Annotated in this window: 26 protein-coding genes and 1 pseudogene; 12 read left to right on the forward strand and 15 right to left on the reverse strand. The window is 69.6% G+C overall.

Features of this window, described 5'->3' with window-relative positions; genetic code table 11:
- Positions 1–83: 83 nt before the first annotated feature.
- The 7 genes from ACFT4A_RS30160 to ACFT4A_RS30190 all read right to left on the reverse strand — a co-directional run bounded on the left by ACFT4A_RS30160 (position 84) and on the right by ACFT4A_RS30190 (position 7,709).
- Positions 84–677 (reverse strand): TetR/AcrR family transcriptional regulator, encoded by a 594-nt coding sequence (locus ACFT4A_RS30160; protein ID WP_382836103.1) that lies wholly within the window; start codon positions 675–677, stop codon positions 84–86.
- A 143-nt stretch (positions 678–820) separates the two neighbouring features.
- The gene (locus ACFT4A_RS30165; RefSeq protein WP_382836106.1) at positions 821–1,564 is read right to left on the reverse strand and encodes an NADPH-dependent F420 reductase; all 744 of its coding nucleotides are present in this window, start codon (positions 1,562–1,564) and stop codon (positions 821–823) included.
- A 228-nt stretch (positions 1,565–1,792) separates the two neighbouring features.
- Entirely contained in the window at positions 1,793–2,050 is a 258-nt protein-coding gene (locus ACFT4A_RS30170; protein WP_382836109.1) for a hypothetical protein, read from the reverse strand.
- A gap of 491 nt (positions 2,051–2,541) precedes the next feature.
- Positions 2,542–3,381 (reverse strand): helix-turn-helix transcriptional regulator, encoded by an 840-nt coding sequence (locus ACFT4A_RS30175; protein ID WP_382836112.1) that lies wholly within the window; start codon positions 3,379–3,381, stop codon positions 2,542–2,544.
- Between the two features lie 350 nt (positions 3,382–3,731).
- Complete coding sequence (locus ACFT4A_RS30180) at positions 3,732–4,481, reverse strand: SDR family oxidoreductase (RefSeq protein ID WP_382836115.1); 750 nt, start codon at positions 4,479–4,481, stop codon at positions 3,732–3,734.
- 549 nt (positions 4,482–5,030) lie between these two features.
- Positions 5,031–6,371: a cation:dicarboxylate symporter family transporter gene (locus ACFT4A_RS30185; RefSeq protein ID WP_382836118.1), complete on the reverse strand. Its 1,341-nt coding sequence runs from the start codon at positions 6,369–6,371 to the stop codon at positions 5,031–5,033.
- A 171-nt stretch (positions 6,372–6,542) separates the two neighbouring features.
- Complete coding sequence (locus ACFT4A_RS30190) at positions 6,543–7,709, reverse strand: mandelate racemase/muconate lactonizing enzyme family protein (protein WP_382836121.1); 1,167 nt, start codon at positions 7,707–7,709, stop codon at positions 6,543–6,545.
- A gap of 109 nt (positions 7,710–7,818) precedes the next feature.
- Here ACFT4A_RS30190 and ACFT4A_RS30195 point away from each other — a divergent pair, with 109 nt between their 5' ends.
- Both ACFT4A_RS30195 and ACFT4A_RS30200 read left to right on the forward strand, forming a co-directional pair.
- Positions 7,819–8,502: a GntR family transcriptional regulator gene (locus tag ACFT4A_RS30195; RefSeq protein WP_382836124.1), complete on the forward strand. Its 684-nt coding sequence runs from the start codon at positions 7,819–7,821 to the stop codon at positions 8,500–8,502.
- Between the two features lie 325 nt (positions 8,503–8,827).
- Positions 8,828–9,310: a hypothetical protein gene (locus ACFT4A_RS30200; protein ID WP_382836127.1), complete on the forward strand. Its 483-nt coding sequence runs from the start codon at positions 8,828–8,830 to the stop codon at positions 9,308–9,310.
- A gap of 41 nt (positions 9,311–9,351) precedes the next feature.
- Here ACFT4A_RS30200 and ACFT4A_RS30205 read toward each other — a convergent pair whose 3' ends face one another.
- Both ACFT4A_RS30205 and ACFT4A_RS30210 read right to left on the reverse strand, forming a co-directional pair.
- Positions 9,352–9,750 carry a nuclear transport factor 2 family protein gene (locus ACFT4A_RS30205; protein WP_382836129.1) on the reverse strand — a complete coding sequence of 133 codons (399 nt, stop codon included), beginning with the start codon at positions 9,748–9,750 and terminating at the stop codon, positions 9,352–9,354.
- 172 nt (positions 9,751–9,922) lie between these two features.
- Positions 9,923–10,912 (reverse strand): helix-turn-helix transcriptional regulator, encoded by a 990-nt coding sequence (locus ACFT4A_RS30210; RefSeq protein WP_382836132.1) that lies wholly within the window; start codon positions 10,910–10,912, stop codon positions 9,923–9,925.
- Between the two features lie 94 nt (positions 10,913–11,006).
- Between ACFT4A_RS30210 and ACFT4A_RS30215 the strand changes: the two genes are divergently transcribed.
- A complete protein-coding gene (locus tag ACFT4A_RS30215; RefSeq protein WP_382836135.1) occupies positions 11,007–11,405 on the forward strand; it encodes a VOC family protein in 399 nt (132 codons plus the stop codon).
- A gap of 280 nt (positions 11,406–11,685) precedes the next feature.
- On the opposite strand, the gene ACFT4A_RS30220 is transcribed toward ACFT4A_RS30215, so the two are convergent.
- On the reverse strand, positions 11,686–12,519 hold the full coding sequence (locus tag ACFT4A_RS30220) for an NAD(P)H-binding protein (protein ID WP_382836138.1): 834 nt from the start codon (positions 12,517–12,519) through the stop codon (positions 11,686–11,688).
- An 82-nt stretch (positions 12,520–12,601) separates the two neighbouring features.
- Between ACFT4A_RS30220 and ACFT4A_RS30225 the strand changes: the two genes are divergently transcribed.
- The 3 genes from ACFT4A_RS30225 (at position 12,602) to ACFT4A_RS30235 (ending at position 15,355) form a co-directional block, all read left to right on the forward strand.
- Positions 12,602–13,573 carry a cupin domain-containing protein gene (locus ACFT4A_RS30225; RefSeq protein ID WP_382836141.1) on the forward strand — a complete coding sequence of 324 codons (972 nt, stop codon included), beginning with the start codon at positions 12,602–12,604 and terminating at the stop codon, positions 13,571–13,573.
- Positions 13,574–13,670: 97 nt separating this feature from the next.
- Entirely contained in the window at positions 13,671–14,042 is a 372-nt protein-coding gene (locus ACFT4A_RS30230) for a low affinity iron permease family protein (RefSeq protein WP_382836144.1), read from the forward strand.
- Positions 14,043–14,311: 269 nt separating this feature from the next.
- Positions 14,312–15,355: a fatty acid desaturase family protein gene (locus ACFT4A_RS30235; protein WP_382836147.1), complete on the forward strand. Its 1,044-nt coding sequence runs from the start codon at positions 14,312–14,314 to the stop codon at positions 15,353–15,355.
- A 36-nt stretch (positions 15,356–15,391) separates the two neighbouring features.
- Here ACFT4A_RS30235 and amaP read toward each other — a convergent pair whose 3' ends face one another.
- Genes amaP through ACFT4A_RS30260 form a run of 5 tightly spaced genes read right to left on the reverse strand, consistent with a single transcriptional unit; the run spans position 15,392 to position 17,831 of the window.
- Positions 15,392–15,985 (reverse strand): alkaline shock response membrane anchor protein AmaP, encoded by a 594-nt coding sequence (gene amaP, locus ACFT4A_RS30240; RefSeq protein ID WP_382836150.1) that lies wholly within the window; start codon positions 15,983–15,985, stop codon positions 15,392–15,394.
- Between the two features lie 10 nt (positions 15,986–15,995).
- Positions 15,996–16,694: a DUF6286 domain-containing protein gene (locus ACFT4A_RS30245; RefSeq protein WP_382836152.1), complete on the reverse strand. Its 699-nt coding sequence runs from the start codon at positions 16,692–16,694 to the stop codon at positions 15,996–15,998.
- The gene (locus ACFT4A_RS30250) at positions 16,691–17,137 is read right to left on the reverse strand and encodes an Asp23/Gls24 family envelope stress response protein (protein WP_382836155.1); all 447 of its coding nucleotides are present in this window, start codon (positions 17,135–17,137) and stop codon (positions 16,691–16,693) included. Before ACFT4A_RS30250 ends, ACFT4A_RS30245 begins: the two co-directional genes overlap by 4 nt.
- Positions 17,134–17,361: a hypothetical protein gene (locus ACFT4A_RS30255; RefSeq protein ID WP_382836158.1), complete on the reverse strand. Its 228-nt coding sequence runs from the start codon at positions 17,359–17,361 to the stop codon at positions 17,134–17,136. The genes ACFT4A_RS30250 and ACFT4A_RS30255 overlap by 4 nt, the downstream gene beginning before the upstream one ends.
- Positions 17,362–17,399: 38 nt before the next feature.
- On the reverse strand, positions 17,400–17,831 hold the full coding sequence (locus tag ACFT4A_RS30260; protein WP_382836160.1) for an Asp23/Gls24 family envelope stress response protein: 432 nt from the start codon (positions 17,829–17,831) through the stop codon (positions 17,400–17,402).
- A 134-nt stretch (positions 17,832–17,965) separates the two neighbouring features.
- On the opposite strand from ACFT4A_RS30260, the gene ACFT4A_RS30265 reads away from it, so the two are divergent.
- The 6 genes and pseudogenes from ACFT4A_RS30265 to ACFT4A_RS30290 all read left to right on the forward strand — a co-directional run.
- Positions 17,966–18,730, forward strand: a complete 765-nt coding sequence (locus ACFT4A_RS30265; protein ID WP_382836163.1) for a hypothetical protein — start codon at positions 17,966–17,968, stop codon at positions 18,728–18,730.
- Positions 18,731–19,333: 603 nt separating this feature from the next.
- Entirely contained in the window at positions 19,334–20,575 is a 1,242-nt protein-coding gene (locus tag ACFT4A_RS30270; protein WP_382836166.1) for a PP2C family protein-serine/threonine phosphatase, read from the forward strand.
- Positions 20,576–20,624: 49 nt separating this feature from the next.
- Positions 20,625–21,101, forward strand: a complete 477-nt coding sequence (locus ACFT4A_RS30275) for an Asp23/Gls24 family envelope stress response protein (RefSeq protein ID WP_382836228.1) — start codon at positions 20,625–20,627, stop codon at positions 21,099–21,101.
- A gap of 268 nt (positions 21,102–21,369) precedes the next feature.
- Positions 21,370–22,488, forward strand: a complete 1,119-nt coding sequence (locus ACFT4A_RS30280) for a PP2C family protein-serine/threonine phosphatase (protein ID WP_382836168.1) — start codon at positions 21,370–21,372, stop codon at positions 22,486–22,488.
- A gap of 76 nt (positions 22,489–22,564) precedes the next feature.
- Positions 22,565–23,833 (forward strand): ATP-binding protein, encoded by a 1,269-nt coding sequence (locus tag ACFT4A_RS30285; RefSeq protein ID WP_382836171.1) that lies wholly within the window; start codon positions 22,565–22,567, stop codon positions 23,831–23,833.
- Positions 23,834–23,905: 72 nt separating this feature from the next.
- Positions 23,906–24,334 (forward strand): annotated as a pseudogene (locus tag ACFT4A_RS30290) (cupin domain-containing protein); the annotation flags it as partial.
- Positions 24,335–24,342: the final 8 nt, after the last annotated feature.

Genomic DNA, 24,342 nt, shown 5'->3' on the forward strand with positions numbered 1-24,342 from the left:
CCCCTGGGGCAGCACGATGTGATGGATGGGTGGTGGTGCCGCCTGGCGTTGCGGGGGGGGGGAAGAGAGGAGTGCCCGGCGATTTACGCCTGGGTGTCCTGCTGGCGGTAACCGCTCGCGATGAGCATGCGGAGCCGGTCGAGCGACTCCTCCTCGGTACCGGTGCCCTTGATCCAGGCAACGGAACAGGCCGCGAGGAACAGGTCGTTCCCCCGCACCGACGCGCGCACGCGCCCCGCGAGCTGCGCGGCTCGCACGTATTGATCGGTGGCGGAGATGAGGATGTCGCAGGGAATGGTGAGCGGGTTGTCCGGTTCCTGCGCCCTGGCTGCGGCCATGAGCGGGTCGGGCAGCCCACTGAAGGCGCTGAAGTAGTCCTCCATCGCCCGCAGCCACTGCTCCAGCGCCTCAGCCGGGTCACCGAGTTGCTCGATGTCCGCCTGGCGGGCCACCAGTTCCTCGGAGCGCGTCTGCAGCACAGCCGCCAGGAGCGCCTCCCGGGTGGGGAAGTGCCGGTACAGGGTGCCGGGCCCGACGCCCGCCTCCTTGGCCACCGCCTCGAGGGAGGTGCCGACCCCGTGCTGCAGAAAGTGACGCTGCGCGGTCTCCAGGAGGGCAGCGCGGTTGCGCTGGACGTCCGCGCGGGGCTTGCGTCCCCGCTGTTCACCGGCGTTCATGCACCCTCCTGTCTGCCGTGATCCTGCGGCCGCATCAAAACGGATGCTGCCTCCGTACTTAGTAGAGAGTAAAACGGAGGCAGCGTCCGGTCAAATGGGCGGCCTGAGCGCGGAGCCCGGACATCGCAGGGGGCCGTCCCTCCTCACATGGAAATTGCGCGGTTCAGGCGGACAAGGTATTCCGCGTCTGGCTGCACGCCGGCCCCGAAGCGTTCCTGGACCGCGGCGAGCCCGAGGTCACGCCGCTTCGGTGATCGCGCCGCGTCCGCCGTCGCCAGTGCGTCCGGCAGTTCCTGACGGGTGAGATCCGTGCAGTAGGCGGGCGTGCCGGGCTGCTGCCGCCACGATTCCGCGAGCGGCCCCGCATCAAAGGCGTCGAACCCGGTGTCCTCAACGAGTGCCATTGCCAGGTCACGCTCTCGCGGACTGTCGGCCGCGACGGGGAGCGAGATGCGGTCCGCACTTCCCGCCGGCTTGTTCCTGTGCGCGAACGACTCGGCTCCGATCGAGTTCCACGCCTTGACGATGGGCCGCCCCAGCTGCGTGGCAGCCCACACGCTCTCGGCCTGGCCGGCCTCGATCGCCGCGATTCCGTTGTCGCGATGCGGGAAGTAGTTCGACGTATCGATGACAACCGTGTCAGCCGGCAGCTTGGCGATCAGTGGTGCGACCTGCGGAATGCGATCGAAGGGAATGGAGAGGATCACGGCGTCGACGTCCACTACGGCTTCCGCCGCGGTCACCGCGCGTCCGCCCGAGGACAGCACGTCCGCCTCGATCGTCTCCGGGCCGCGCGAATTTGCCGCCTTCACCTCGTGCCCGCCCGCGCTCAACCGCCTGGTCAACGTCTTGCCGATGTTCCCGGTGCCGAGAATGCCGATCTTCATGGTGAAACTCCTTGTCCGGAACGGAACCCCGGTTTCGGTGACCGGGATTCCCGGGCTTGGTCCCTGCGGCGCGACCGGGCTGCGGCCGACCGCGGACGCGGTGGTGTACGTGGGTGATGACGACCTTGCCGAAGTGAGCGCCGCTCTTCGTGTTCGTCGTGTGTGTTCGTGGTGTGCCGGCGTTGCCGCCCTCGTGCCGTCGCGTGCGCGAGAGTCGCGTCGGGTGTCTCAGCGGTGGGCGGCGCGGTTCATCTCGACGACATCGTCGACGGCGGCCGTGGCCGGGAGGGCGGCGAGGTGTTCCGGGAGGCTGTCGCGGATGGCCGCGTCCTTGACGCGGTCGGCCGCGGCCAGGGCCGCCGGCAGCTCATCGAGGGTCAGCTCGGTGCAGTAGGCGGGACTGTTCGGCTGCTGGCGCCAGGAGTCGGCCAGAATGCCGGCGTCATAGGGGTCGAAGCCGGTGCCGTCCACCAGGCTCATGGCCACCTTCCGCGCCTCCTCGGAGTCACCGGCGACGGGGATGGCGAGGCGGCCGGGCGTTCCGGCCGGAACGCCCGGGGTGCGCTCAGGAGAGCAGCGCGGTTGCGCTGAACGTCCGCGCGGGGCTTGCGTCCCCACTGCTCACCGGCGCTCATGCGCCGCCCTCCTGCCTGCCGTGATCCTGTGGCCGCATCAAAACGGATGCCGCCTCCGCATACCTGCGAGAGTAAAACGGAGGCGGCATCCGGTCAAACCGGCGGCCCGACCACGGAGCCCGGACAGCCCAGGGGGCCCACCTGCCTGGCCGCGGAGCGCAGGGCAAGAGCCGTGCGGGAGTGGGTGCGTGGGGCGCCGCGCCGCCGGTCCCGACGACTTCCGGCGTCCTGGACCGTGACCCGCATGCATCACCGGCGCCCCTGACCGGATTCGGCACACAGGTCTCCAACTTGTTCGGCCCCTCCCGCGCTGAGCCCGGACCCGTCCCCCGGCCCAGGACGTCAGGAAGCGAGCTGCTGGTGCCCTATGACGGAGAGCAGTTCGAGCTTGCTGTGGCTCTCCGTGCCGGGACGAGTGGTCAGCACCACCAGAGTCTGGGCGCGGTTCTCGGTGAACAGGAGCTGGGCGTCTACGTCGATGCGGCCGAGTTCGGGATGGAGGATGGTCTTGCAGTCGTCGTAGCTTTGGGCGACTTCCTGAAGTTCCCACATGCGGACGAACTCGGTGCTGTGTTCCTGGAGTTCGGCGAGGATCCGGGCGGCTCGGGGGGTGTCGCTGCCGGCTGTCAGCGCGGCCCGCAGGCGCGCTGCATGGGCTCGGCCGTGGTGTTCGTGGACCTCCTCGGGATACACCAGACGCTCGGCCGGGTCCATGAACCAGCGGTAGTAGCCGCTACTGGCCAGACCGGTGTGGCGAGTGTGGTCGCCGAGCAGTGCGACGGCCAACGGGTTCATCGCGAGGGTGTCGAGCAGGTCGGTCTGCACCAGGGCCGGGGAGTCGTCCAGACGGTCCAGGACCCGCATCAGGGTCGGGCTGACATGTTCGGAGCGGTGGAAGCGGGCCGGGGCGTTGTGGCCGATGAGGACGAAGAGATGGTCGCGTTCGTCCAGTGTCAGCCGCAGTGCCCGGGCGAGAGCCGCGGTGATCTGGACGGAGGGTTGCGGAGCGCGCTGCTGTTCCAGCCGGGCGTAGTAGTCGGTGGACATACCGGCGAGCTGCGCGACCTCCTCGCGGCGCAGCCCCTGGGTACGCCGGCGCGGCCCCTCGACCAGCCCGACGTCGCGGGGGCGCAGCGCCTCACGCCGGTACCGCAGGAATTCCGCCAGTTCCTTCTTGTCCATGGCCCCATCCTCGCCGTATCCCGCCCGGCTATCCAGAAACCGCCGATCCATGGCTGAGCCCTCCTCTTCTGTCCGCGCGAAGCCGCCCGTACGGCCGACGCGAGGGCGCTCGCGGCGAGACGACCCGCTGGTCATCTGCCCCTGCGTGACCCGCTGGGAAATTCGCCGACTGTCGGCGGTACGCCGCAGGCCGTCGGCATGGAAGGCGGCCTGCGGCGACGGTCTCCGTCGAGGACTCCTGACGCTTTGGACAGGCCCCGGGCCTCGTCGCCCGGCCTGGCCGACAGGACGAGGTTCGTCGTGTGACGGCGCTCGCCTGCTGTTGCTTCCAGTCGGAAACAACAGGTCGATCAGCTGCCGCTGATCATGGCGAGGACGTCGTCGTAGGAGCCGTTGGCCTGCGCGTCGCGGATGAACCTGGCGCGCTCGACGACCAGCTCCTTCGCGTCGGGCTTCTCCCGCAGCAGGTCGAGGGTCTCGGTGAGGAAGTCGTCCAACGGCATGGATTGGTCGCTGTCCTGCTGGCCCAGCAGGGTCGTTCGCACGCCCGGCGGGACCACCTCGATCACCTGGACGCCGGTGTCAGCACCGGCCAGTTGGATGCGCAGGCTCTCGGAGAAGGAGTGCAGCGCGGCCTTGGTCGCGCTGTAGGTCGGGGTGGTCTGATACGGGACGAACGCCAGCGCCGAGGTGACGTTCAAGACGACCGCGTCGTCCTTGCCCACCAGCAGTGGCAGGAAGGCGTACGTCATCCGGATCGTGCCGAGCAGATTGGTCGCGACGTGATTCTCGGCGACCTGGAGTCCGGCCGGATCGAGGAGGTTCTCCCGCAGCATGATGCCGGCGTTGTTGACCAGGACGTTCAGCCCCGGGTAGCTCGCCGCCACGGTCTCACGGGCCCGGGCAATCGAGTCGGAGTCCGCGACATCGAGGACGAGCGCGTCGATGCCCGGGTGCTCGGCCGTGATCTCGTCGAGGAGTTCCTTGCGCCGCCCGGCGACGATCACCTTGTTGCCGGCCTCGTGCAGACGCAGGGCCAGACCGAGGCCGATGCCCGAGGTGCCGCCGGTGATCAGGATCGTGTTGCCGGTCATCTTCATGGGGGTCCTGCTCCTTCGGTACGGCGGGCCGGTGAGCGCCCGCAGCCCCGACCGTAAAGACGCCCGCGCAGGGGCGGGAGAGGACGGCTTATCCATGGATCGGCGGTCTCTGCCTGGTGGAGTGGTCCCACCCAGCGGATCCGGTATCGCTTCGGCGTCGCGGCATCCGAGGCCGGCCCTGGACGCGCCCACACTGGCTTCCCCTTCTGACATGTCGGTGGGTGGCACCTCGCACGGGTCCTCAACGCCGCCGCGGCCGAGGGGCGGCTTCCGAACGGGTGCGGGCCAGGTGGCTGCCGGCACCCGCCGGGGACCCGGAGACGACGTCCCGGGTGCGGTGACTGAACCGCCCAGCACCTCCATCTTGGCTGTCCGTCGAAAGACCGCGTTGCCTGCCGCGGGGCTTCGAGCCGGATGGTCATCGAGTAGGAGACGCTGGGCGTGCTCGCGGGAAGGGTTCCTCAGCTGTCCTGGTGCACGGCGTGGAGGATGCCGCCGGTGGGTGCCGCATACGCCGTCGAGGGTGACTGCACTCGACGACGGGCCCGGCTACTTGTCGGCGCCGACCTTGGTGGTGTCCAGCTCGTCCTGCGGCGGCGTGTTGGTGCGGGAGTGCAGGACCTTGCGAGCCTGTTCGGTGTCGAAGTCGTTCTCCCACTTGCCGATCACGATGGTGGCGACGGCGTTGCCGAGGACGTTGATGAAGACGCGGCCCTCGTTGAGGATGCGGTCGATGCCGACTATGAGGGAGAGGGCGGCGAGCGGGATGTGGCCGACCGCGGTGACGGTGCTGGCGAGGACGATGAACGCGCCGCCCGCGATCCCGGCGGTGCCCTTGCTGGTGAGCATCATGACGCCGACCATGATCAGCTGTTGCTGCCAGGACAGGTCGATGCCCATGGCCTGGGCCAGGAAGAGGGAGGCCATCGTGAGGTAGACCGCGGAGCCGTCCAGGTTGAAGGAGAACCCGGAGGGGATGACGATGCCGACCACGGGCCGGCCGATGCCGAGGATCTCCAGTTTGCGTACCAGCTGGGGCAGGACGGCCTCGCTGGAACAGGTGCTGAGGGCGACGAGCAGTTCGGCCTTGAGGAAGCGGATGAGGCCGAACAGGCTCAGGCGGCAGGCCCGCATGATGGCGCCGAGGACGACCAGGACGTAGACGACGCAGGTCGCGGTGAACAGGACGATGAGGTAGCCGAGCTGTTTGAGGCTCTCGGCGCCGTAGGTGGCGACCACGGTGGCCAGAGCGCCGAAGGTACCCAAGGGCGCGAGCCGCATCACCCAGCCCACGATGCGGAAGACGACGTCCGACAGCGCCTTGATGCCGCGGGTCAGCGGTGCCCCTTCCTCACCGGCCATGTTCAGGGCCACACCGAAGACGATCGAGACCATCAGCGCGGCCAGGATCGCATCTCCGGTGATTGCGCCCAGCAAGGAGGCGGGGATCAGGGAGGAGATGAAGCCGGTGAAGGTGGCGTGCTCGGTGGCGGTCTTGGGCACGTCGTCGGCGTTCAGTGACGAGGGGTCGACGTGCAGGCCGGAGCCGGGCTGGAAGATGTTGGCGACGACCAGCCCGATCAGCATGGACGCCAGGGACAGCACCAGGAAGTAGCCGATCGCCTTCACACCGATCCGGCCGGCCTTGCGCAGGTTGTCCATGGAGGCGATGCCGGTGGTGACCACGCAGAAGACGACCGGGATCACGATCATCTTGACCAGCGCGATGAACCAGTCGTTGAGCGGCTTCAGATCCTCACCCAGCCCGGGCGCGAGGATGCCGACGGCGATGCCGAGGACGGCGGCCAGGACGACCTGGAACCACAGCTCCCGTATGAGACGGCTCAGCCGCGACCGCTGCGGGCGGCCGGCGGTGGTGGTGCTTGTCATCGTTGGTGCTCCCTTGCACGACGATCGTGAATAGCCCTGTCCCGTGGGGGGGGTGGTGCGGGGGACGCGATGCGGCTCGCGCGCCCCCGATCTCGTGTGCGGCGCCCGTATGCGACGGCGCCGGCCGACAGCGCCCGCCCGGTGGCGGGCGCGTCTGCGGTGGGGTGGCGGTCAGCTGTGCAGGGCGCGCAGCACCTTGTGGAAGGCTGCTTTGCTCTCGAAGCCGATGCCGGGGGTGTCGGTCAGGCCGACGCGGCTCTTCTCGACGACAGCGTCGTCGGCGAAGCCGCCGGTGGGCTGGAACTCGCCCGGGTAGGACTCGTTGCCGCCGAGCTTGAGGGCGGCTGCGATGTGCAGGGAGAACTGGTGCCCGCCGTGCGGGATGCAGCGCCTCGATGACCAGCCGTGCTGACGGAGCATGTCCTGGATGCGCAGGTACTCCACCAGACCGTAGGAGAGCGCGGGGTCGACCTGGATGGTGTCGCGGTCGGGGCGCAGGCCGCCGTAGCGGATCAGGTTGCGGGCGTCCTGGAGGGAGAAGAGGTTCTCGCCCGTGGCGATGGCGCCGGCGTAGTGCTCGGCGACGGTGGCGTTGAGGTGGTAGTCGAGCGGGTCGCCGATCTCCTCGTACCAGAACAGCCCGTAGGGCTCGATGGCCCGCCCGTACTCCAGAGCCGTGCGGAGGTCGAAGCGGCCGTTGACGTCGACGGCCAGCCGGGAGCCGTCGCCGTCCAGAACGTCGATGACGGCCTCGATACGGCGCAGGTCCTCCGCCAGGTCGGCGCCGCCGATCTTCATCTTGACGACGTCGTAGCCCAGGTCGAGGAAACCGCGCATCTCGTCCTGAAGGTCGGTGAGGGTCTTGCCCGGGGCGTAGTAGCCGCCGGCGGCGTAGACGAAGACGGAGTCGTCGGGCTGCCCGTCGCCGTAGTGCTCGGACAGATACCGGTACAGCGGCTTGCCCTCGATCTTGGAGGCCAGGTCGAACAGGGCCATGTCCACCACGCCGACCGCGACCGAGCGCTCGCCGTGCCCACCGGGCTTCTCGTTGTTCATCATCACGTCCCACGCCTTGGCGTGGTCCAGGCCGCCCTGCTCGTCGAGCAGGCTGCTGGGCTCGGCCCCGAGGAGGCGGGGCAGGACCCGGCGGCGCAGGATCTCGCCGGCGCTGTAGCGGCCGTTGGAGTTGAAGCCGTAGCCCACCACGGGCTTGCCGTCCCGGATGACGTCGCTCTCGATCGCCACGATCGAGCAGTCCATGGAGCTGAAGTCGATCCAGGCGTTACGGATCGAGGAGCTGATCGGAACGACGCCCTCGTAGACGTTGGTGATCTTCACTGCGAAACCTTCCTCATATCTTATAAGGTGCGACGGCTGTTAGACTGAGCCGGTCCGATGCGGGATGTCAAGGGGTGGGGGACCTCCGGAAAGGAACGGTCAGGGGGCTATGGCAGGCCAGAATCTGTTCTTCAGCAAGAGCGACCTCGCCTACGCGGAACTCCGCGACCGGATCCTCTTCGGCACTCTTCCTGCCGGGTCACGGCTCGCCCAGTACGACCTCGCCGAGTCCCTCAACATGAGCATCACGCCCCTGCGTGAGGCCATCCGCCGCCTCAGCAGCGAGGGACTCGTCACCGTCGATACCCACCGCGACGTCCGGGTCTCCGTCATGAACTCGAACGAGGCCCGCCAGCTTTTCGAGGTCCGCCTGTCCCTGGACCCGACCGCCGCCGAACTTGCGGCCCAGCGACGGACCGACGACGACATCGCCACGATGCGGGCCGCCGTCGACAAGCTCCTCCCCGTCACCCGCCAATGGGGGGAAGAGGCACTCACGGCCCACCGCGCCTTCCACCAGGCGGTGTACCGGGCCTCGCACAACGACGTCCTGATCCGTCTCCTGGACGATCTGTGGGACAAGTCCGACCGCTACCGTCGCCTCGGCCTCGAACTCCCGCCCGGTGACGAACCCCGCACCCGGGACCTACAGGAACACCGCCAACTTGTCTCCCTCATCGTGGACGGCCGCGCCGCCGAAGCAGCCCAGCTGATGCGAGGCCATATCACCCACAGCCTCACCGCCACCGCCATCAGCGCCCTCGAAGACCGCGAGGGCCTTGGCGTGACGTGACGCGCGGCGACCGGCGCAGTTGTGATGCATCCGGTGCAGCCTGGTCTCCTCATCGGCGAAGTCGTACACCGGGCGGTCTCGTCGGAGGGTTGAATGCGCCCTGCATGTCCTTTGTCGGCCCCACCCGCGAAGCCGACTGTGGCAGCGCCTCACCTCGAACCACTGCCGGACGGCGTGTCAGCGGACCACGGACGGCGTGCCGGGCTGGTCGACGTCACGCAGCCAGCCGTGCACCGTAACCGCCTCGAGCATGTGCGGCAATGCCCTGCGGTGCTCCGCCTGGGCCGCTCACCGTGATCACGGCTTCCAGCGGATGAGTCTCCACATGGCCGGCGTGGTGCACGAGGCGGTCGTGTCTGACGGCTCCGTATGGGTCACGGCCGAAGTGGGCGCGGTCCTCCCTCGACGCTTACAAACCGTCATCAACGGCAGGCCAACCTGGTTCGACAGCGCCCACACCGGCACCGAACACGTCGTAGCCATCGTGGACGACGTGGACGCCATCGACGCGGTCATGGTCGGGCGCCTCGTCCGCCACCACGCCGACCTTGCCTCAATGGGGACGAACGTCAACTTCGTCCAGTCCGCCGGTCAGCAGGCGCTGAAGATCCGCACCTACGAACGCGGCGTCGAAGCGGAAACCCTCTCGTGCGGAAGCGGGGCGACGCGCCGTTGGACCTGCTCAACAGCAGGCCACTGGTCAACGGTCTGGCACTGCTCGCACCCGGCATCGTCCCCCTCACGCGTCGGCGTCCCGACCCCGCGGACGCGGGCCGCACCCGCGACATCGACGAATTCTGCGCGGTAACCGGCAAGCCGTGACCTCGCGGGGGCCTTTCCTGAGCCGGGTCACATCACGGCGTCGGTCTGCAGCGGGCCCGCGGTGACACGGAGCGTCCTGATGCGCACAGGCTCTTCCTGGTCGAGGTAGAAGATGTGCATGAAGGGGGCGCGCACCACCCGCTCCGGTTCGCTCTTCTTGGCCATGACCGCCTCACCGCGCAGCAGGCGGACGCCGTCGCTCGCGGTCCAGAACTCCAGGACCTCGTGGCGGATGACCAGCGGTGCGTCGATCTTGACGAAGAACTCCTTGATGGCCTCGACGCCGTGGATGTGCGCGGTGCCGAAGTACATGTCGGTGTTGTCGGTCAGTGGCGCGAAGCCCTCGCCGAACTCCAGGGTGTCGATGGCGTCCATGAACTTCAGGACCCAGCGGGGGACGGCTGTCGCTTGTGCGGTGTCTGCCATGGTGTGGACTTCCTGATCGGACTGTGGCGCACGGCTCTTACCCACCGCGCCTTCCCACCCTCGCCGATCTGAACGCCGCCGTCCGGCGGGGACGTCAAAGGCCATCGCCGCGACGAGGGAAGAGAACAAGACGGCCACCGCTGTGCCATCTCATGACATTGGTTCCGCGCTGTCAGGCTCGGCGGGCATGGGACGTGAGGCGATCGGCGAGCGCGATGACGAGGTCGCGGAGTTCATCGGGGCGCTCGATGACGAACGGCTGGTCGAGTGCCGCGAGTACCGAAGGCAACCAGTCGAGCCGCTCCGCCCGCAGCTCGACGCGCAGCCAGCGCTCGGTCGCCCGGTCCTCGCCGGCCGCGGGCTCGTGCTCCTCCAGGCTCGCGACGCTGACGGGAAGGTGGGCGCGGATCTGCTCAACTGTCCCGTGGATTCGCAAGGTCACCTGATGCCGGTACGCGGCCGTGGCGAATCCTGACAACACGCGCTGTGCAGGAGCGGGACCCACGGGCGCTTCGAATGAGCCGGGCAGGGTCCGCGCGTCTGCGATGCGATCGAGCCGGAAGGTTCGGTCCTCGCCGATCTGGGCGTCCTTGCCCGTGACGTACCACCGGCCCGCATGGGCGACGATCCCGTACGCGTGCAGGGTGCGTTCGCTGGGCCGTCCGTCACGGTCGGTGTAGCGGATCGAGACCGGTCGGCGGTGGCGCACCGCATCGGCGATGGTGAGCAGGACCCCGGCGTCCGGGGTGTCGAACTCGCCGGGCCGGTCCGTGAAGGCGAGAGCTTCCAGGAGTGTGTCGAGCCGACGGGCGATGTGCTTGGGCAGCACCCGCCGGATCTTCGCCGACGCCGTCTCGTTTGCCGTGCGCTCCGTCGTCGTCAGCCCTGCCCGGCGGCCGGCGATCAGGCCGAGCAGCACGGCCAGCGCCTCGTCGTCGCTGAGCATGAGCGGAGGCAAGCGGTACCCAGGAGCCAGCCGGTACCCGCCGTAACGGCCGCGCACCGACTCCACGGGCACGTCCAGGTCGATCAGCTGGTCCACATACCGCCGCACAGTGCGTCCTTCGACGCCAAGACGGCCGGCGAGCTCGGCCACAGTCCGGGTGCCGCCCGACTGCAGCAGCTCCAGGAGTGTCAGCACGCGGCCGGTGGGTCGAGGCATGTTCGCAGCCTAACGCGAATACAGGACCGATTCTGTCCACTATTTCTCCTAGCCTGCGACGTGCACGCCTCAAGCACAGCCAAGGAGATCCCCCATGGACTTCGTCTCGATCCGCATCATCACCAGCGACGTAGCGCGCCTCGTCGAGTTCTACGAGCGAGCCACAGGGGCGCGGGCGACGTGGGCCACCGAGGACTTCGCCGAACTCAAGACAGCGGGCGCCACCCTCGCGATCGCCGGCACCCGCACCGTCCCGCTGTTCGCCCCGGGCTCTGCCCACCCGGCAGACAATCACAGCGTGATCACCGAGTTCCTCGTCGACGACGTGGACAGCGTTTACAACAACCTGACCGGCTTCGTCACCGACTTCGTCACCAAGCCCACCACGATGCCCTGGGGCAACCGTTCGCTGCTGTTCCGTGACCCCGACGGCAACCTCGTCAACTTCTTCACCCCTGTCACCCCAGCGGCCATCGAAAAGTTCGCACGCTGACGCCACGCACAGCCGCCGAGTCCAGGAACGCCACCAGCAGGGGGCATCGGAACGCACCGCTGACCCTCGAAGGACGTCTGCGCTTGTGTCTGCGGATCGACGCCCGGACGTCCGATCGCGCACGTGGCTGCGGAAGCCGGGATCTCCCGCCGCGGTTTCTTGGTTATCCAGTCCAATTTGGGATCGGCGGGTTGGCGCGGCCACGGAGAACCGCTGAAGGCCTGGCGGTTCCTCACCAAGCTCCGCCTGTCGGCTCGTTACATGACCCCGCTACTGCGGTTCAGATGTTCCAGACACCCTGCCGGGCGGCGATGCCGGCGTACTCGGAGAAGTCCCGGGGAGCCCGGCCCAGCGCCCGCTGGACGCCGTCACCGAGCGAGGCCAGGCCGCCTGACCGGACGTACTCGTACAGGCCGGCCGACAGCTGCACCCACTCCTCGGGCACACCTTGCGCCCGCTGCTCGTCCGCGTATGACTCCGCGGTCAGCGGCACATAGCGCAGGTCGCGGCCGGTGGCCCGGGCGATCTCCGCGACCGCGTCCCCGAAGGTCATCAACCGGGGCCCGCTGAGCTCGTAGTGCCACCCGGCGTGCCCGGCCTCCATGAGGGCGGCGACCGCCACCTCGGCGATGTCCTCGGCGTCGACGAACGCCTCCTTGCCGTCCCCGGCCGGCAGCCGTACCTCGCCCCTCATCACCGGGTCGTGGAGGAAGTCCTCGCTGAAGTTCTGGAAGAACCACCGCGGCCGGAGAACGGTCCAGTCCAGGCCCGCGTGTTCGAGGGCCCGCTCCGCGGCGAGGACGTGCTCCTGGTCCGCCCCTCCCTCGGGCACGGACAGCAGCACCGCACGCCGGGATCCGGCCGCAGCCGCCTGCCGGGCGAAGGCGGCGATGTCCTGCGCGGCCTGCGGACTGCCGAGGCCGGGCACCACCAGGTACATCCCCGTCACGCCCCGCAGGGCCGGCTCCCAGGTGGGGCGGTCCGTCCAGTCGAAGGACGGCGTACCGGAACGGGACGCCACGCGGACCGTCACGCCTCGCTCCTGGAGCATCCGCACCACCCGACGGCCGGTCTTGCCCGTGGCCCCTGTCACCAGGATCATCTCGTCGCTCATGGCCTCAACAGAACCAGTCGCCATCCGCCCCAGCCATGCTGTGCGGGCTCACGTCCATATGCGTTCGTCTACGCTGACCGCCATGGATCCCATGCGGCTGACCAGCACGGATCCGCTGACGGATCTCCTGAACGGGGTACGGACCAGTGGCGCCGTCTTCCACCGGTCCGCGCTGAGCGGTTCCTGGGCAGCGCGCTTCGAGGACGGCTCGCCGCTGGCCCTCGCGGTCCTCGTGCACGGCTCCGCCTGGATCACTCCCCAGGACGGCGACCCGGTACGGATCGGCTCCGGAGATGTCGCGGTGCTGTGCGGCGGCGCACCGTACGTGATCGCCGACGCCCCGGACACCGAGCCGGACGTGGTGATCCATCACGGTGGCCGCTGCACGACCCCACAGGGCGAGGGGCTGGCCGGCCCCCGAGTTCCGGGTGCCGACGCCTGGGACACGGAAGAGGCTGACAGCACGATCCTGTTGAGCGGGCTGTACGCCGTGGACAGCGGCACCCCGGGCCGGCTGCTGGCCGCACTGCCACCTCTGGCCGTCATCGAGGCGAACGTGGGTGTCTGCCCGGTCAGCCGGACGACCTTCGAGGAGATCACCCGCGAGGAGCCCGGGCAGCAGATCCTCCTGGACCGGGCACTGGACCTGATGCTCATCACCGCCCTGCGCGCCTGGTTCACCCGCCCCGGCGCTCAGATCCCCACCTGGTACCGCGCCCACAGCGACCCCGTGGTCGGCCCCGCCCTGCGCATGCTGCGAACCGACCCCGCCCACCCATGGACCCTGCCGACCCTGGCGACGAAGACCGGCGTGTCCCGGGCCCACCTGGCCCGACGCTTCACCGCCCTGGTCGGCCGACCGCCCATGACCTACCTACGGGAACAGCGCCTCGCCCTGGCCGCCGACCTGCTGCGCGAACCCGGCACAACACTCGCCACGGTGGCGAACCGCGTCGGCTTCGCCAACGCCTTCGCCCTCAGCGCCGCGTTCAAGCGGGAACACGGCATCAGCCCCAGCGAATACCGCATGCGCGAGACACGGGCGGCAACCTGACGTCCGAGTTCCGCAACGCGACACGAAGCAACCCCTGCTCACAACAGCCGGGCGTGGCTGCCCTCGGGCATGTGACCGTCCGCTGTAGAGAATGGGCATGATTCTCAAGCATCCGTCCGACCGCGGAGGCTCGCGGAACAAGCCGTTCGAGAGGCTGGCCGAGAATGCCTCCAGGTTCACCAGTTCGGCGACGTTCTTCGGGATCTGCCTGATCCTGGTCGCCGTGGCCGTCACGGTGCACGTGATCGGTTTGCCGATCACGTGGCTTCTGTTCGTGGGCGAGGCGATGTCGGCGGTGACCCTGCTCATGGTGGCGCTGCTGAAGAACTCCGAGCTGCGGGCCGAACGCGCCGTCCAGCGCAAGCTGGACGCGATCGCAGCCGCCCTGCTGGAAGGGCAGGAGGGTGGCGGTCCTGGAGAAGCACACCAGAAGCTACGGTCCGCCATCGCCGGGGATGAGAGGTCCTGATGGGCCCGGTTGTCGCATGCTTGCCCGGCAGGCCACCGCCACCGGACAGCGGCAGGCTGTCGCGGTGTGAGAGCAGCCTGGCGGGGAACCCGCGGGGAGACAGAGGGCCTGCGCGGCCGTTGGCTGACGAAGCAGACGTCGTCCTTACTCCACGGTCGCGGGATGCGCTTCTCGCACTGGAGAAAGCGCATCCCTTACTGCGGCCCGGTCTCAGCGGCTCCCGGGGCGACGCCGAGCCATCGGCATCCTCCGGGGAGGGTTACACCATCATGACCACGAATACCAAGGTCCGCCCCCCGCCCTCGGAGGCGTCCGGCAGTGACTTCGCCCGACTGTCGAGAAAGATCGCTGATGCCGGCCTGATGGGGCGCCGTCCCGGCTACTACGCACTGCGGATCACCGTGGTGGCCGGGCTCTACGTCGGTGGGTGGGCCGCCGTCGCGCTCATCGGCGACAGCTGGTGGACCCTGGCGGTCGCCGGCTTCCTGGCCGTCGTCTTCGGTCAGGTCGCCCTGCTCGCCCATGACGCGGCCCACCGTCAGGTGTTCCGCCGACGCCGGGCCAGCGAGGCATCCGGCCGGATCGCCGGTGCCGGTATCGGGATGGGCTACGGGTGGTGGCAGGACAAGCACACCCGCCACCACGCCAACCCCAACCATGAGGAACTCGACCCCGACCTCGACCCCGACCTGCTGGTCTGGTCCCAGGATCAGGCCCGGGCCGCCACGGGGCTCCCGCGCCTGATCGGCCGCCGGCAGGCGTTCCTGTTCTTTCCGCTCCTCACACTGGAGGGCTTCAACCTGCACGTGTCGAGCGTGAAGGCGCTGGCCAATCGCTCGCTCAAGCACCGAACACTCGACGGCGCCCTGCTGTTCGCGCACTTCGCGGTCTATCTGACGGCCCTGCTCTGGCTGCTGCCGCCCGGTATGGCGATCGCCTTCCTCGTCGTCCACCAGTGCCTGTTCGGCGTCTATCTCGGCTCGCTCTTCGCGCCCAACCACAAGGGCATGCCGATCCTGAAAGGCAAAGACCGCCCGGACTTCCTCCGCCGCCAGGTGCTCACCTCACGCAACGTGCGCGGCGGCCGGCTCACCGACATCGCACTGGGCGGGCTGAACCACCAGATCGAGCATCACCTGTTCCCCAGCATGCCCAGCCCCAACCTGCGCAAGGCCCGGACCATCGTCCGGCAATACTGCGAGGACCTGGGCGTGGACTATGCGGAGACCGGGCTGATCACCTCCTACCGGCTGGCCCTCGTCAGCCTCCATGAGGCTGGAGCACCGCTCCGCGACGCCCGAGTCCCCGTGTAGGGACCGAGCAGGGAGAAGAACCCGAGAACGTGGGCGTCAGGCGACGCGGTCGGCGTGGTGGCGGGCTTCCCGGAGTCTGACCTTCGACGGAAGGCGGTCCAGGCCGGCCGAGTCCCGCGCGTGCGCGAGCGTTTCCCCGGTCAGTTGCCCCAGAACCCGCTGCGGGTCCGCGTGCGGCTCCAGCAGCAGCCGCACCCGTGCGGCCGGAGCGGTACGTCGGCCTGTCAGCCGTACATGCGCCCGCGACACCCCGTCCAGGGCCTGCGCCTCTTCCTCGATGACGTCCTCCAGCGTGCGGCCGTCGAGTCGGGCCGTGGCGCCGTCTTCGCTGGTGACGAGGATCTGGCCCAGGCGGCGTCTGCGCTGTGCGAGGAGCCACCACAGCAGCAGGGCCAGCAACACGGCGAGCACCGCGATGACGGTCGGCCACCACCAGCCCTCCTCCCGCCACCGGGTGCGTCCCTCGACGCCCAGCACCACATCGTCCGGCCCACGGAAGGGCCACCAGCCCGGCACGTCGAAACCCCAGCGGCGCTGCAGATCCAGCCCGCCCAGCAGCACCCCGCCGCCCAGGGCGAACAGCCCAAGGCCGAGCAGTCCCAGCAGCACCCGGTTCACCGGCTTGAGCATCGAGACCACCTCAGCCCTTCTTCGGGCGCCGGACACGCACGGTCAGCGCAGGTTGCCGGGCGAGACCCAAGGACGTCACGGCTTCGCCCAGCGTGGCGTCCAGGTCCTTGCGGACCTCCTCGAGGTCGCGGAAATGCGCCTCTGCCCGGGCTTTGACCTTCCGGCGGCCGACGGCGACCCGTGCCGACTGGACACCGCTCACCCGCACGGCCCGGTCGCGCAGCACCAGGGCGGCCGCGCGGCGGTCGAGCCCGGCGCGGACCTCCTCTGCCCCCGGGGCACCGGCGGGCTGCCGCATGGGCAGGAGCCTTCGTAGTCCCGGCGTCACCGCCAGCAGGAAGAGCCACAGGCCGAGGGCCATCGCCACCGCGGCCCCGACGATCATCCAGACGTCGTCCAGGGGCCGTGTGGCCAGTTCCTCGGCGAGCCGCCGTCGCCAGCGCATCGCGGGCCCGCCTGCCCGCACCGAGACCACGTCGTACAGGAGCAGGCCGGTGGCTGCGACGGACAGCAGGGCCACCACGGCTGCGGGGATCCGCCGCGCGGACCAGAAACGGCGCGCCGGCCGTCCTGGCGTGTCGACCGCGGACGACTCGCCCGTACCCGAGGTGCCGTCCGCGGACGAGTCCGGCTGTGACGAGTCCGGCTGTCCGGGACCGGAGGAAAGGTCGCTGTCACCGGTCGGCTGCCGCCAGGTGTTCGCGCTCATCTCACCCTCTCCTGGTCCGTGTGCCGCGTATGCTCCGAGTGCAGCCTCTCGACCGACACCGAGAAGTCGGACACCTCCATGCCGGCCCAGGTCCTGAGCCGTTCGGTGACCTCCCGGCGCACTGCGGCGCACTGCGCCCCGATGTCGGACGGATAGCCGAGCTCGACGGTGACGCGCATCCGCACCTCGCCGAGGAGCGCCTGCCGTCCGGCGGCGGACTCGTCGTCTCCTGTGGCGGTATTACGCTCCGGTGCCCGCCGCACGGACGTGGCCACGTGCGGCGTACGGCGGCCGGGCGGTACGTGGCCGGCCGACTCGGTGAACCGGCTCAGCGCCTCGCCCGCCACCCGGGAAGCGATCTTCGCCACGACCCGGTCGGCGACGGTGGTCGCACCGCGCTCCCCGCGGGGAATGCCCGGACGCCGACCGGCTTCACCGGTCACTGCCGCCAGTCTCCCCGAGCCCGTCGCTGGTCATCGCGGATCCGCTCCTGCCGGTCTCGCCGGCGGACGAAGTCGCCCGGTTCGAGATCACCTTCCATGAACCGCCCGGCCAGGAGACCGACGACGCCCAGTCCCAGCACCAGCAGGAAAGCCCAGAAGTTGCCGAAATACGCGGCGAAACCCAGCGCCATTCCGGCCATCAAGCCCACCACGGCCCTGCTCATCACGCGCTCCTTCACTCAAGCGGGCTGATCCGCACCGGCTACTGGATCCGCTGGCGCTCCTCGCCTTCGTCCTCCTCGTCGGGCAGTTTCACATCGCTGACCATGATGTTGACTTCCACGACGTCCCGACCCGCCATCCGCTCCACCGCGGAGATCACGTTCTCCCGCACCGCACCGGCCACGTCCGTGATCGAGACGCCGTAGTCGACGACGATCTCCAGATCGATGGCCGCCTGCAGCTCTCCGACCTCGACGCTGACCCCGCGCGTGGCGGACTTGCCACTGCCGGCACCGGGCATCCGCTCCCGCACGGATCCCATCGAGCGGGCGAATCCGCTGCCCAGGGCATGGACGCCGCGCACGTCCCGTGCCGCCATTCCGGCGATCTTCTCCACCACCACATCGGCGATGGTCGTCCGGCCGCGAGACTCGGGCGCACCACCGTGCCTTACGCCGGTGTTCTCAGTCATCAGGAGATTCCTCCCATCTGACATATTTTTTACAATTATATTCCTTTTAGGATGTTTTTATCGATACGCGATACTCCCGGCGCAAAGCGACCGGAAGGGAACCGCGGCCACGGAAGAAGGAGAGTGAGAGGCCGGTGACCGAGGCGTTGACGCAGGCAGTACGGCACCCGCTCGACCTGGGCCGGCTGCTCCCGCTCGGCGGGCCCGACGACGGGACATGGATCACCGAGCAAGCAGCCGTTCGGGCCCTCGGTCACGCGGCCGCCGAGATTCCCGGCGTCCGGGTGGAGACCCTGCGCATCGGGGCGGCACCGCTCGAGCCCGTGTCCGAGCCGGCCGTGCGTCCGCCGACCGGCGCGCTGCCGCCCGGCCCGCTCAGGATCGAGGCCGCCTTCACCGCACCTCTCGGGCAGCCACTTCCTCACACCGCCGGACAGCTGAGGAGCGCACTGCTCAACGCGGCCACTGAAGGGCTCGGCCTGGCCACCGTGACAGCCGACCTGCGCGTCACGGATCTGGATGAGGGCCCGGAGACAGACGTAGGGTCGCGCACCTCAAAGGGGGCCATGAAGCCCGCGCCGGACGCCGCAGCCGCGCGAAGTTCACCCCCGGCGGCAGGTACAGGATTCCTGCGGGGGCCCGTCGTTGAGTTGGCGGACGTCGCGGCGGCTGTTCCGGGCGTCGCCCGCCTCAGCGCCGTGCTGGGAAGCCGCCCGATCAAGGTCGCAGACCATGACGATCCCCCCGGCCGCCACATCGAGGTCCAGCTCGCGGTCGCCCCCGGACACCATCCACTGGAAGTCGCCCGCGCCGTCCGGGCCGCCCTGGCGGAAGCAGCCACCTCTGACACCCGCGGCCGGGTCACCGTCGCCGTCCTCATCACGGAAACCGCGCCCTAGCTGAGCTGTCCCCGGTGCGGCAGATCGGCGGCCAACGAGGCGCAGTGGGAGCGTAGTTGGCGTCTGTGATCGGCAGGCTCCGGAGGGCAGCCGGACTTCCGGTCGGGTGTGGCGAAGCCGGTGCGGTGGATGCCGGTGTCGACGGCGAAGGGCGGACCACGCGTTCCGCGCCCCTCGGAGCCCTGCCGCGCCCAGGCAACCGGTGGCGCCGGTGACCGGACAACGCGGCGGCCGGTCACCATTCATGCCGGCTGAGAATCCCTGACATTGCAAGAACATTTGATACCTATAAGGGCATATGATGATAAGTAGGTCAGTGCACTCTCACGTGCCACGGCCCGGAAGGGCGGCCCCGGTGTGCGTACGCCGGGGCCGTTGCGCACCGGGGCATCGCACACGGGGGGATCGCCTCTCGCCGCCACCCGACTTCGATTACTCCGTAGGCGACATGCCGCCTGCGGCGTAATCGGCTCGTTGGACCGGTCGGCGCTGCGAGCCTGTGCCGGTCAGCAGCGTCGTGCACCGGGCCGCCTGGCGAACACGGCGTGGACACAGCCGCCCATGGGTTCGCCCTGCCCCGGGACGAAGGGAAAGCGAGCGCCGATGACGGACAGTGGGCGGCAGCCGGACAGGCTTGGAGTGGACCGGTCGGAGGGGTTCGGCGAACGACTGCTGGGTGTGCTGCTCGACCGGGCCCACGAGATGCCACCGGACCTGATCGCCCCGCTCGTCGCGGAAGAGGTGGCCAGGGTCGGAGGGCGGGAGGTCTCCATCCTCCTGCAGGACTACGAACAGGTGCTGCTGGTGCCCCTGCCTGGCCGGAGGCTGAAGGTCGGCAGCCCCGAGCCGGTCGAGGACTCCCCCGCCGGCGAGGCGTTCCTGAGCCGCAGAACGGTGGAGGTGCCGCAGGACGGCAGTGTGCGGATGTATCTGCCGCTGCTGGACGGCAGCGACCAGATCGGGGCGATGGCCGTCACCCTGGACAGGGTCGATGACGACGACCGGCGGCTGCTCCGCAGACTCGCCGGTCTGGTCGCGGACATGATCGTCACCAAGGACGCCTACACCGACCTGTTCTTCCAGGCCCGCCGCAGCGCCCCGATGAGTGTGGCCGCGGAGATCCAGTGGTCGTTGCTGCCTCCTCTGTCGATGACAGTCCCGCAGGTCGAGGTGGCCGGAATCCTGGAGCCCGCCTACGACGTGGCCGGCGACAGCTTCGACTACGCCCTCAACGGCGACGTCCTTCACGTGGCCATGATCGACGCGATGGGCCACGGACTGGACGCGGCGACCATGGCGACGGTGGCCATCGGCGCCTATCGCCACACGCGACGGGCCTATACCGATCTGTCCCAGGTGTACGCGTTCATGGACCGGGCCATCAATGAGCAGTTCGGCCCCGACCACTTCGTCACCGCGCAGATGATGATCCTGGACATCACCACGGGCCGGCTCCAGTGGGTCAACGCCGGCCACCCGGCCCCGTTCCTGATCCGGGACCGTGCCGTGGTGGACCGGCTGGAGAGCCCGACCACGCTGCCGGTCGGCTTCGGCGGTGAGGAGCCGGTGGTCAGCGAGCGGATGCTGCAACGCGGCGACCGGTTGCTGTGCTTCACCGACGGCCTGTTCGAGGAGCACCAGGCCGGCGGGGAACAGTTCGGTGAGGAGCAGCTCATCGAGTGGACCAACCGGATCCTCCGCGACCGCACCGAGGTACGGGCGGTGGTGCGAGCGCTCTCCCACGCCCTGAAACACGAACGTGGCGGCACCACGAGCGACGACGCGACCATCTTCCTGGTCGAGTGGCGAGGCGGCGACGCCGATCATCTCGCCGCCCTCGACTGAGCCCTCGGCGCTGAGGCATGCGGCTGACCTGTGGTCTCGTACCCGCGGAATCGTTGATCTCACAAGGCAAGCAGCACAGTTCCCTTACGGGCGCGGCGCCGGGGGCGGAGCCGCCCGCGTCCGCCGTCCCGATGGTCGCGACGGCCGCCGGTTACGCTCGCCCCGCCCGGCCGCGGGCATGGCCGCCCGTGAGATACCGGGCATCGACAACCTCGGCGGGGGCATGGCCCGCGCTTTCGGCGCCATGCGGGAACGCGTCCCCGGCGGAGGTGCAGGCGGCGGCGTCACCCGGGGTGTGAAGGTCGAGGTCGGGGAGCGCCAGGCCGCCGTGGACCTGAACATCGTCGTCGAGTACGGCGTCTCCATCGTCGACGTGGCCGGTGACGTGCGCTCCAACGTCATCAGCGCCGTGGAGCGGATGACGGGCCTGGAGGTCGTCGAGGTCGACATCGCCGTCGACGACGTCCACCTTCCCGAGGAAGGGGAGGAAGAGGAGGGGTCCGAAGGGGGGGGTAGGGCCGCGTGAGGTGAGCCGCCGATTCCCTCAGTTCGTCGTCGTGAGAGATCCTGTGGGTGGGCGGCAGAGGCCGTTGCAACGCTGATTCGGCCGGGCGGCTGCGTCGGGAGTTCGTGTGCACAGACCCTTCCTGAGGATCCACCGGCGCATCCGTCCTGGGCGCCGCCGCGCTCCGGGACCGCACGGCTCTCCTGGGACGCACGGCTCTCCTGGGACGGACCGGTCGAAGGAATTCGGTGAGGAGTGCCTGGGGGCTCTGCTGGACCAGGGCCACGAAGTGCCGCCCCATCTCCTCGGCCCGCTCGTCGCCCGGGCCGTGGGCGGCCTCGGTGGCCGGGAGACCTCGGTCTTCCTGCAGGACTACGGGCAGGAGTGGCTGATGCCCGTGCCGCTCGACGGACTGACCGCCGGCGATCCGCAGCCGATCGAGGGCTCCGACGCCGGCCATGCCTTTCAGGCCGCGCGTCGCGTCGAAGTGCCGCGGACGGACGGCGTCCGCGTCTATCTGCCTCTGCAGGACGGTGGAGACCAGGTGGGCGTCATGGCCGTCACCCTGGACGGGGTGGTGGAGAACGACCGGCGGCTGCTGCGCCGGATCGCCGCTCTGGTGGCCGACATGCTCATGGCCAAGGACGGGTACACCGATCTCTTCTTCCGGGCCCGGCGCAGCGAACCGATGACTGTGGCGGCGGAGATCCAGTGGGCGCTGCTGCCACCGCTGTCGATGTCCTCACCCCGGGTCAGCCTGGCCGGGGTGCTGGAGCCCGCCTACGACGTGGCCGGCGACAGCTTCGACTACGCCCTCAACGGCGATCTGCTGCACGTGGCCATGGTCGACGCGATGGGCCACGGCCTGGGCGCCGCCACGATGGCCACGGTGGCCATCGGCGCCTATCGGCATGCCCGGCGGATCAGCGTCGGGCTGTCGGAGATCTACGCGTTCATGGACCGGGCCATCGCCGAGCAGTTCGGCCCCGATCACTTCGTGACCGCTCAGATGATGCGGCTCGACACGGCGACGGGCCGCCTCCAGTGGGTCAACGCGGGCCATCCGACTCCGCTGCTGATCCGCGGACGCCGCGTCGTGCGGCGACTGCACGGCCCGACGACGCTCCCCGTCGGCTTCGGCGGTCACGAACCTCTGATCAGTGAGCTCGTCCTCGACCGCGGGGACCGGATCATGTGCTTCACGGACGGACTGGTGGAGGAGCACCTGGCCGGCGGTGCGGAGTTCGGCGAGGAACAGCTCATCCGCTGGGTGGAGCGCGTCGAACGTACGGCGCAGAAGGTCCCGGCTGTGGCCCGGTCCCTCTCCCACGCGCTCAAACTGGCGCGGGGCGGCGTCACGACGGACGACGCGACCCTCCTGCTGATCGAGTGGCGCGGTCCCGGTTGAGCGGCCGGGGCTTGCCGCGCGCGTACCCCATGCGGCGGCCGATGATGGGAACACGGCCGAACACGCGGAGCTGATCATGACGGGTTGGCGGGTCCGGGACTACTCCCCGGACGATCTCGAGGGAGTCCTCCGTGTCGACATGGAGAGCGGCACGACCGAAGAACCGGCCCTCTTCCCACTCTCGGACGCCGTGACGGCCCTCCAAGCCCTCCACCCCGCTGTGGTGGCCACGGCGAACGACGTGGTCGTCGGCGCCGCGGTGAGCAGGGTGGAGGGCGACCGGGCGTGGATCCTGCGCATCTGCATGGCACCTGCCTGGAGGCACCAGGGGCTGGGCAGCGCCCTGATCACGGCCCTCGAGCGACGGCTTTTCACCGACGGTGTCCGCGCGGTGCACGCCGCCCTGCCCGCGGACGAGACCGGTGCCACCGCGCTGCGCAACTGCGACTTCGGCGCCCGATCGGGCCTTGTCCTCTTCGAGAAGCGCAGACCGGTGCCCCCGCAGGCGGCCGGCATGCTCTCCTCGCTCGGAGCGGAGCTGCCACCCGGCGGACTGTGGCGGAAGGTCGCGGGCATGCAGAAGGAGAAACAGCTCATCGAGCGCCGTCTGGTCCTGCCACTGGCCCATCCCGGACTGGCCGCGGAGCACGGTGTGGAGCTGCCGCGCGCAGTGATGCTGTTCGGTCCGCCCGGGACCGGCAAGAGCACCTTCGCGCACGCGATAGCCAGCCGCCTGGGATGGCCCTTCCTCGAGCTGTTCCCCGCGCGTCTGGCCGCCGAGTACGGCCTGGCGAGCGGGCTGAACCGGCGCTTCGACGAGATCTCCCGGCTCGGCCACGTCCTGGTGTTCATCGACGAGGTCGAGGAGGTCGCGGGCGCACGCAGTGGCGCGGACGCGACCGCGGTCGGCGTCGTCAACGAGCTGCTCAAGGCGATCGTCCGGTTCCGCAGCCAGGACGGGCGGCTGCTCGTCTGCGCCACGAACGACGTGACCACGCTCGACTCCGCGTTCCTGCGGCACGGCCGCTTCGACTACGTACTGCCGATCGGCCCTCCCGACCACCGTGCCAGGACCGCGCTGTGGGAGAGCTACCTGGCACGAGGGGGCGCGAAGGCCGACAGCGAGGCACTCGCGTCCGCCAGCGAAGGTTTCACACCGGCCGACATCGCCCACGTGGCGCGAACCGTCTCCCAGGCCGGATTCGAGCGCACCTTCGACACCGGAACCCGCGTCCTCCCCACCACGGACGACTACCTGGACACGATCCGCGACACCCAGCCCACGGTCAGCGCCACCATGGCCCAGGAGTTCGCCGAACAGACGGAGCAGTACGCCCGCCTCTAGCCGGCGTCCCCGCCCGGGAAGCGCGGCCTCCTCGGCCCCCCGGCCTCGGTCGACAACCGACGTGCGGCACCCCGACTGCCGCCTCTGGCCGTCATCGAGGCGAACGTGGGTGTCTGCCCGGTCAGCCGGACGACCTTCGAGGAGATCACCCGCGAGGAGCCCGGGCAGCAGATCCTCCTGGACCGGGCACTGGACCTGATGCTCATCACCGCCCTGCGCGCCTGGTTCACCCGCCCCGGCGCTCAGATCCCCACCTGGTACCGGGCCCACAGCGACCCCGTGGTCGGCCCCGCCCTGCGCATGCTGCGAACCGACCCCGCCCACCCATGGACCCTGCCGACCCTGGCGACGAAGACCGGCGTGTCCCGGGCCCACCTGGCCCGACGCTTCACCGCCCTGGTCGGCCGACCGCCCATGACCTACCTACGGGAACAGCGCCTCGCCCTGGCCGCCGACCTGCTGCGCGAACCCGGCACAACACTCGCCACGGTGGCGAACCGCGTCGGCTT

This window comes from Streptomyces sp. NPDC057099 (assembly GCF_042671245.1).
In the GTDB taxonomy this organism is placed as follows: Bacteria; Actinomycetota; Actinomycetes; order Streptomycetales; family Streptomycetaceae; genus Streptomyces; species Streptomyces purpurascens.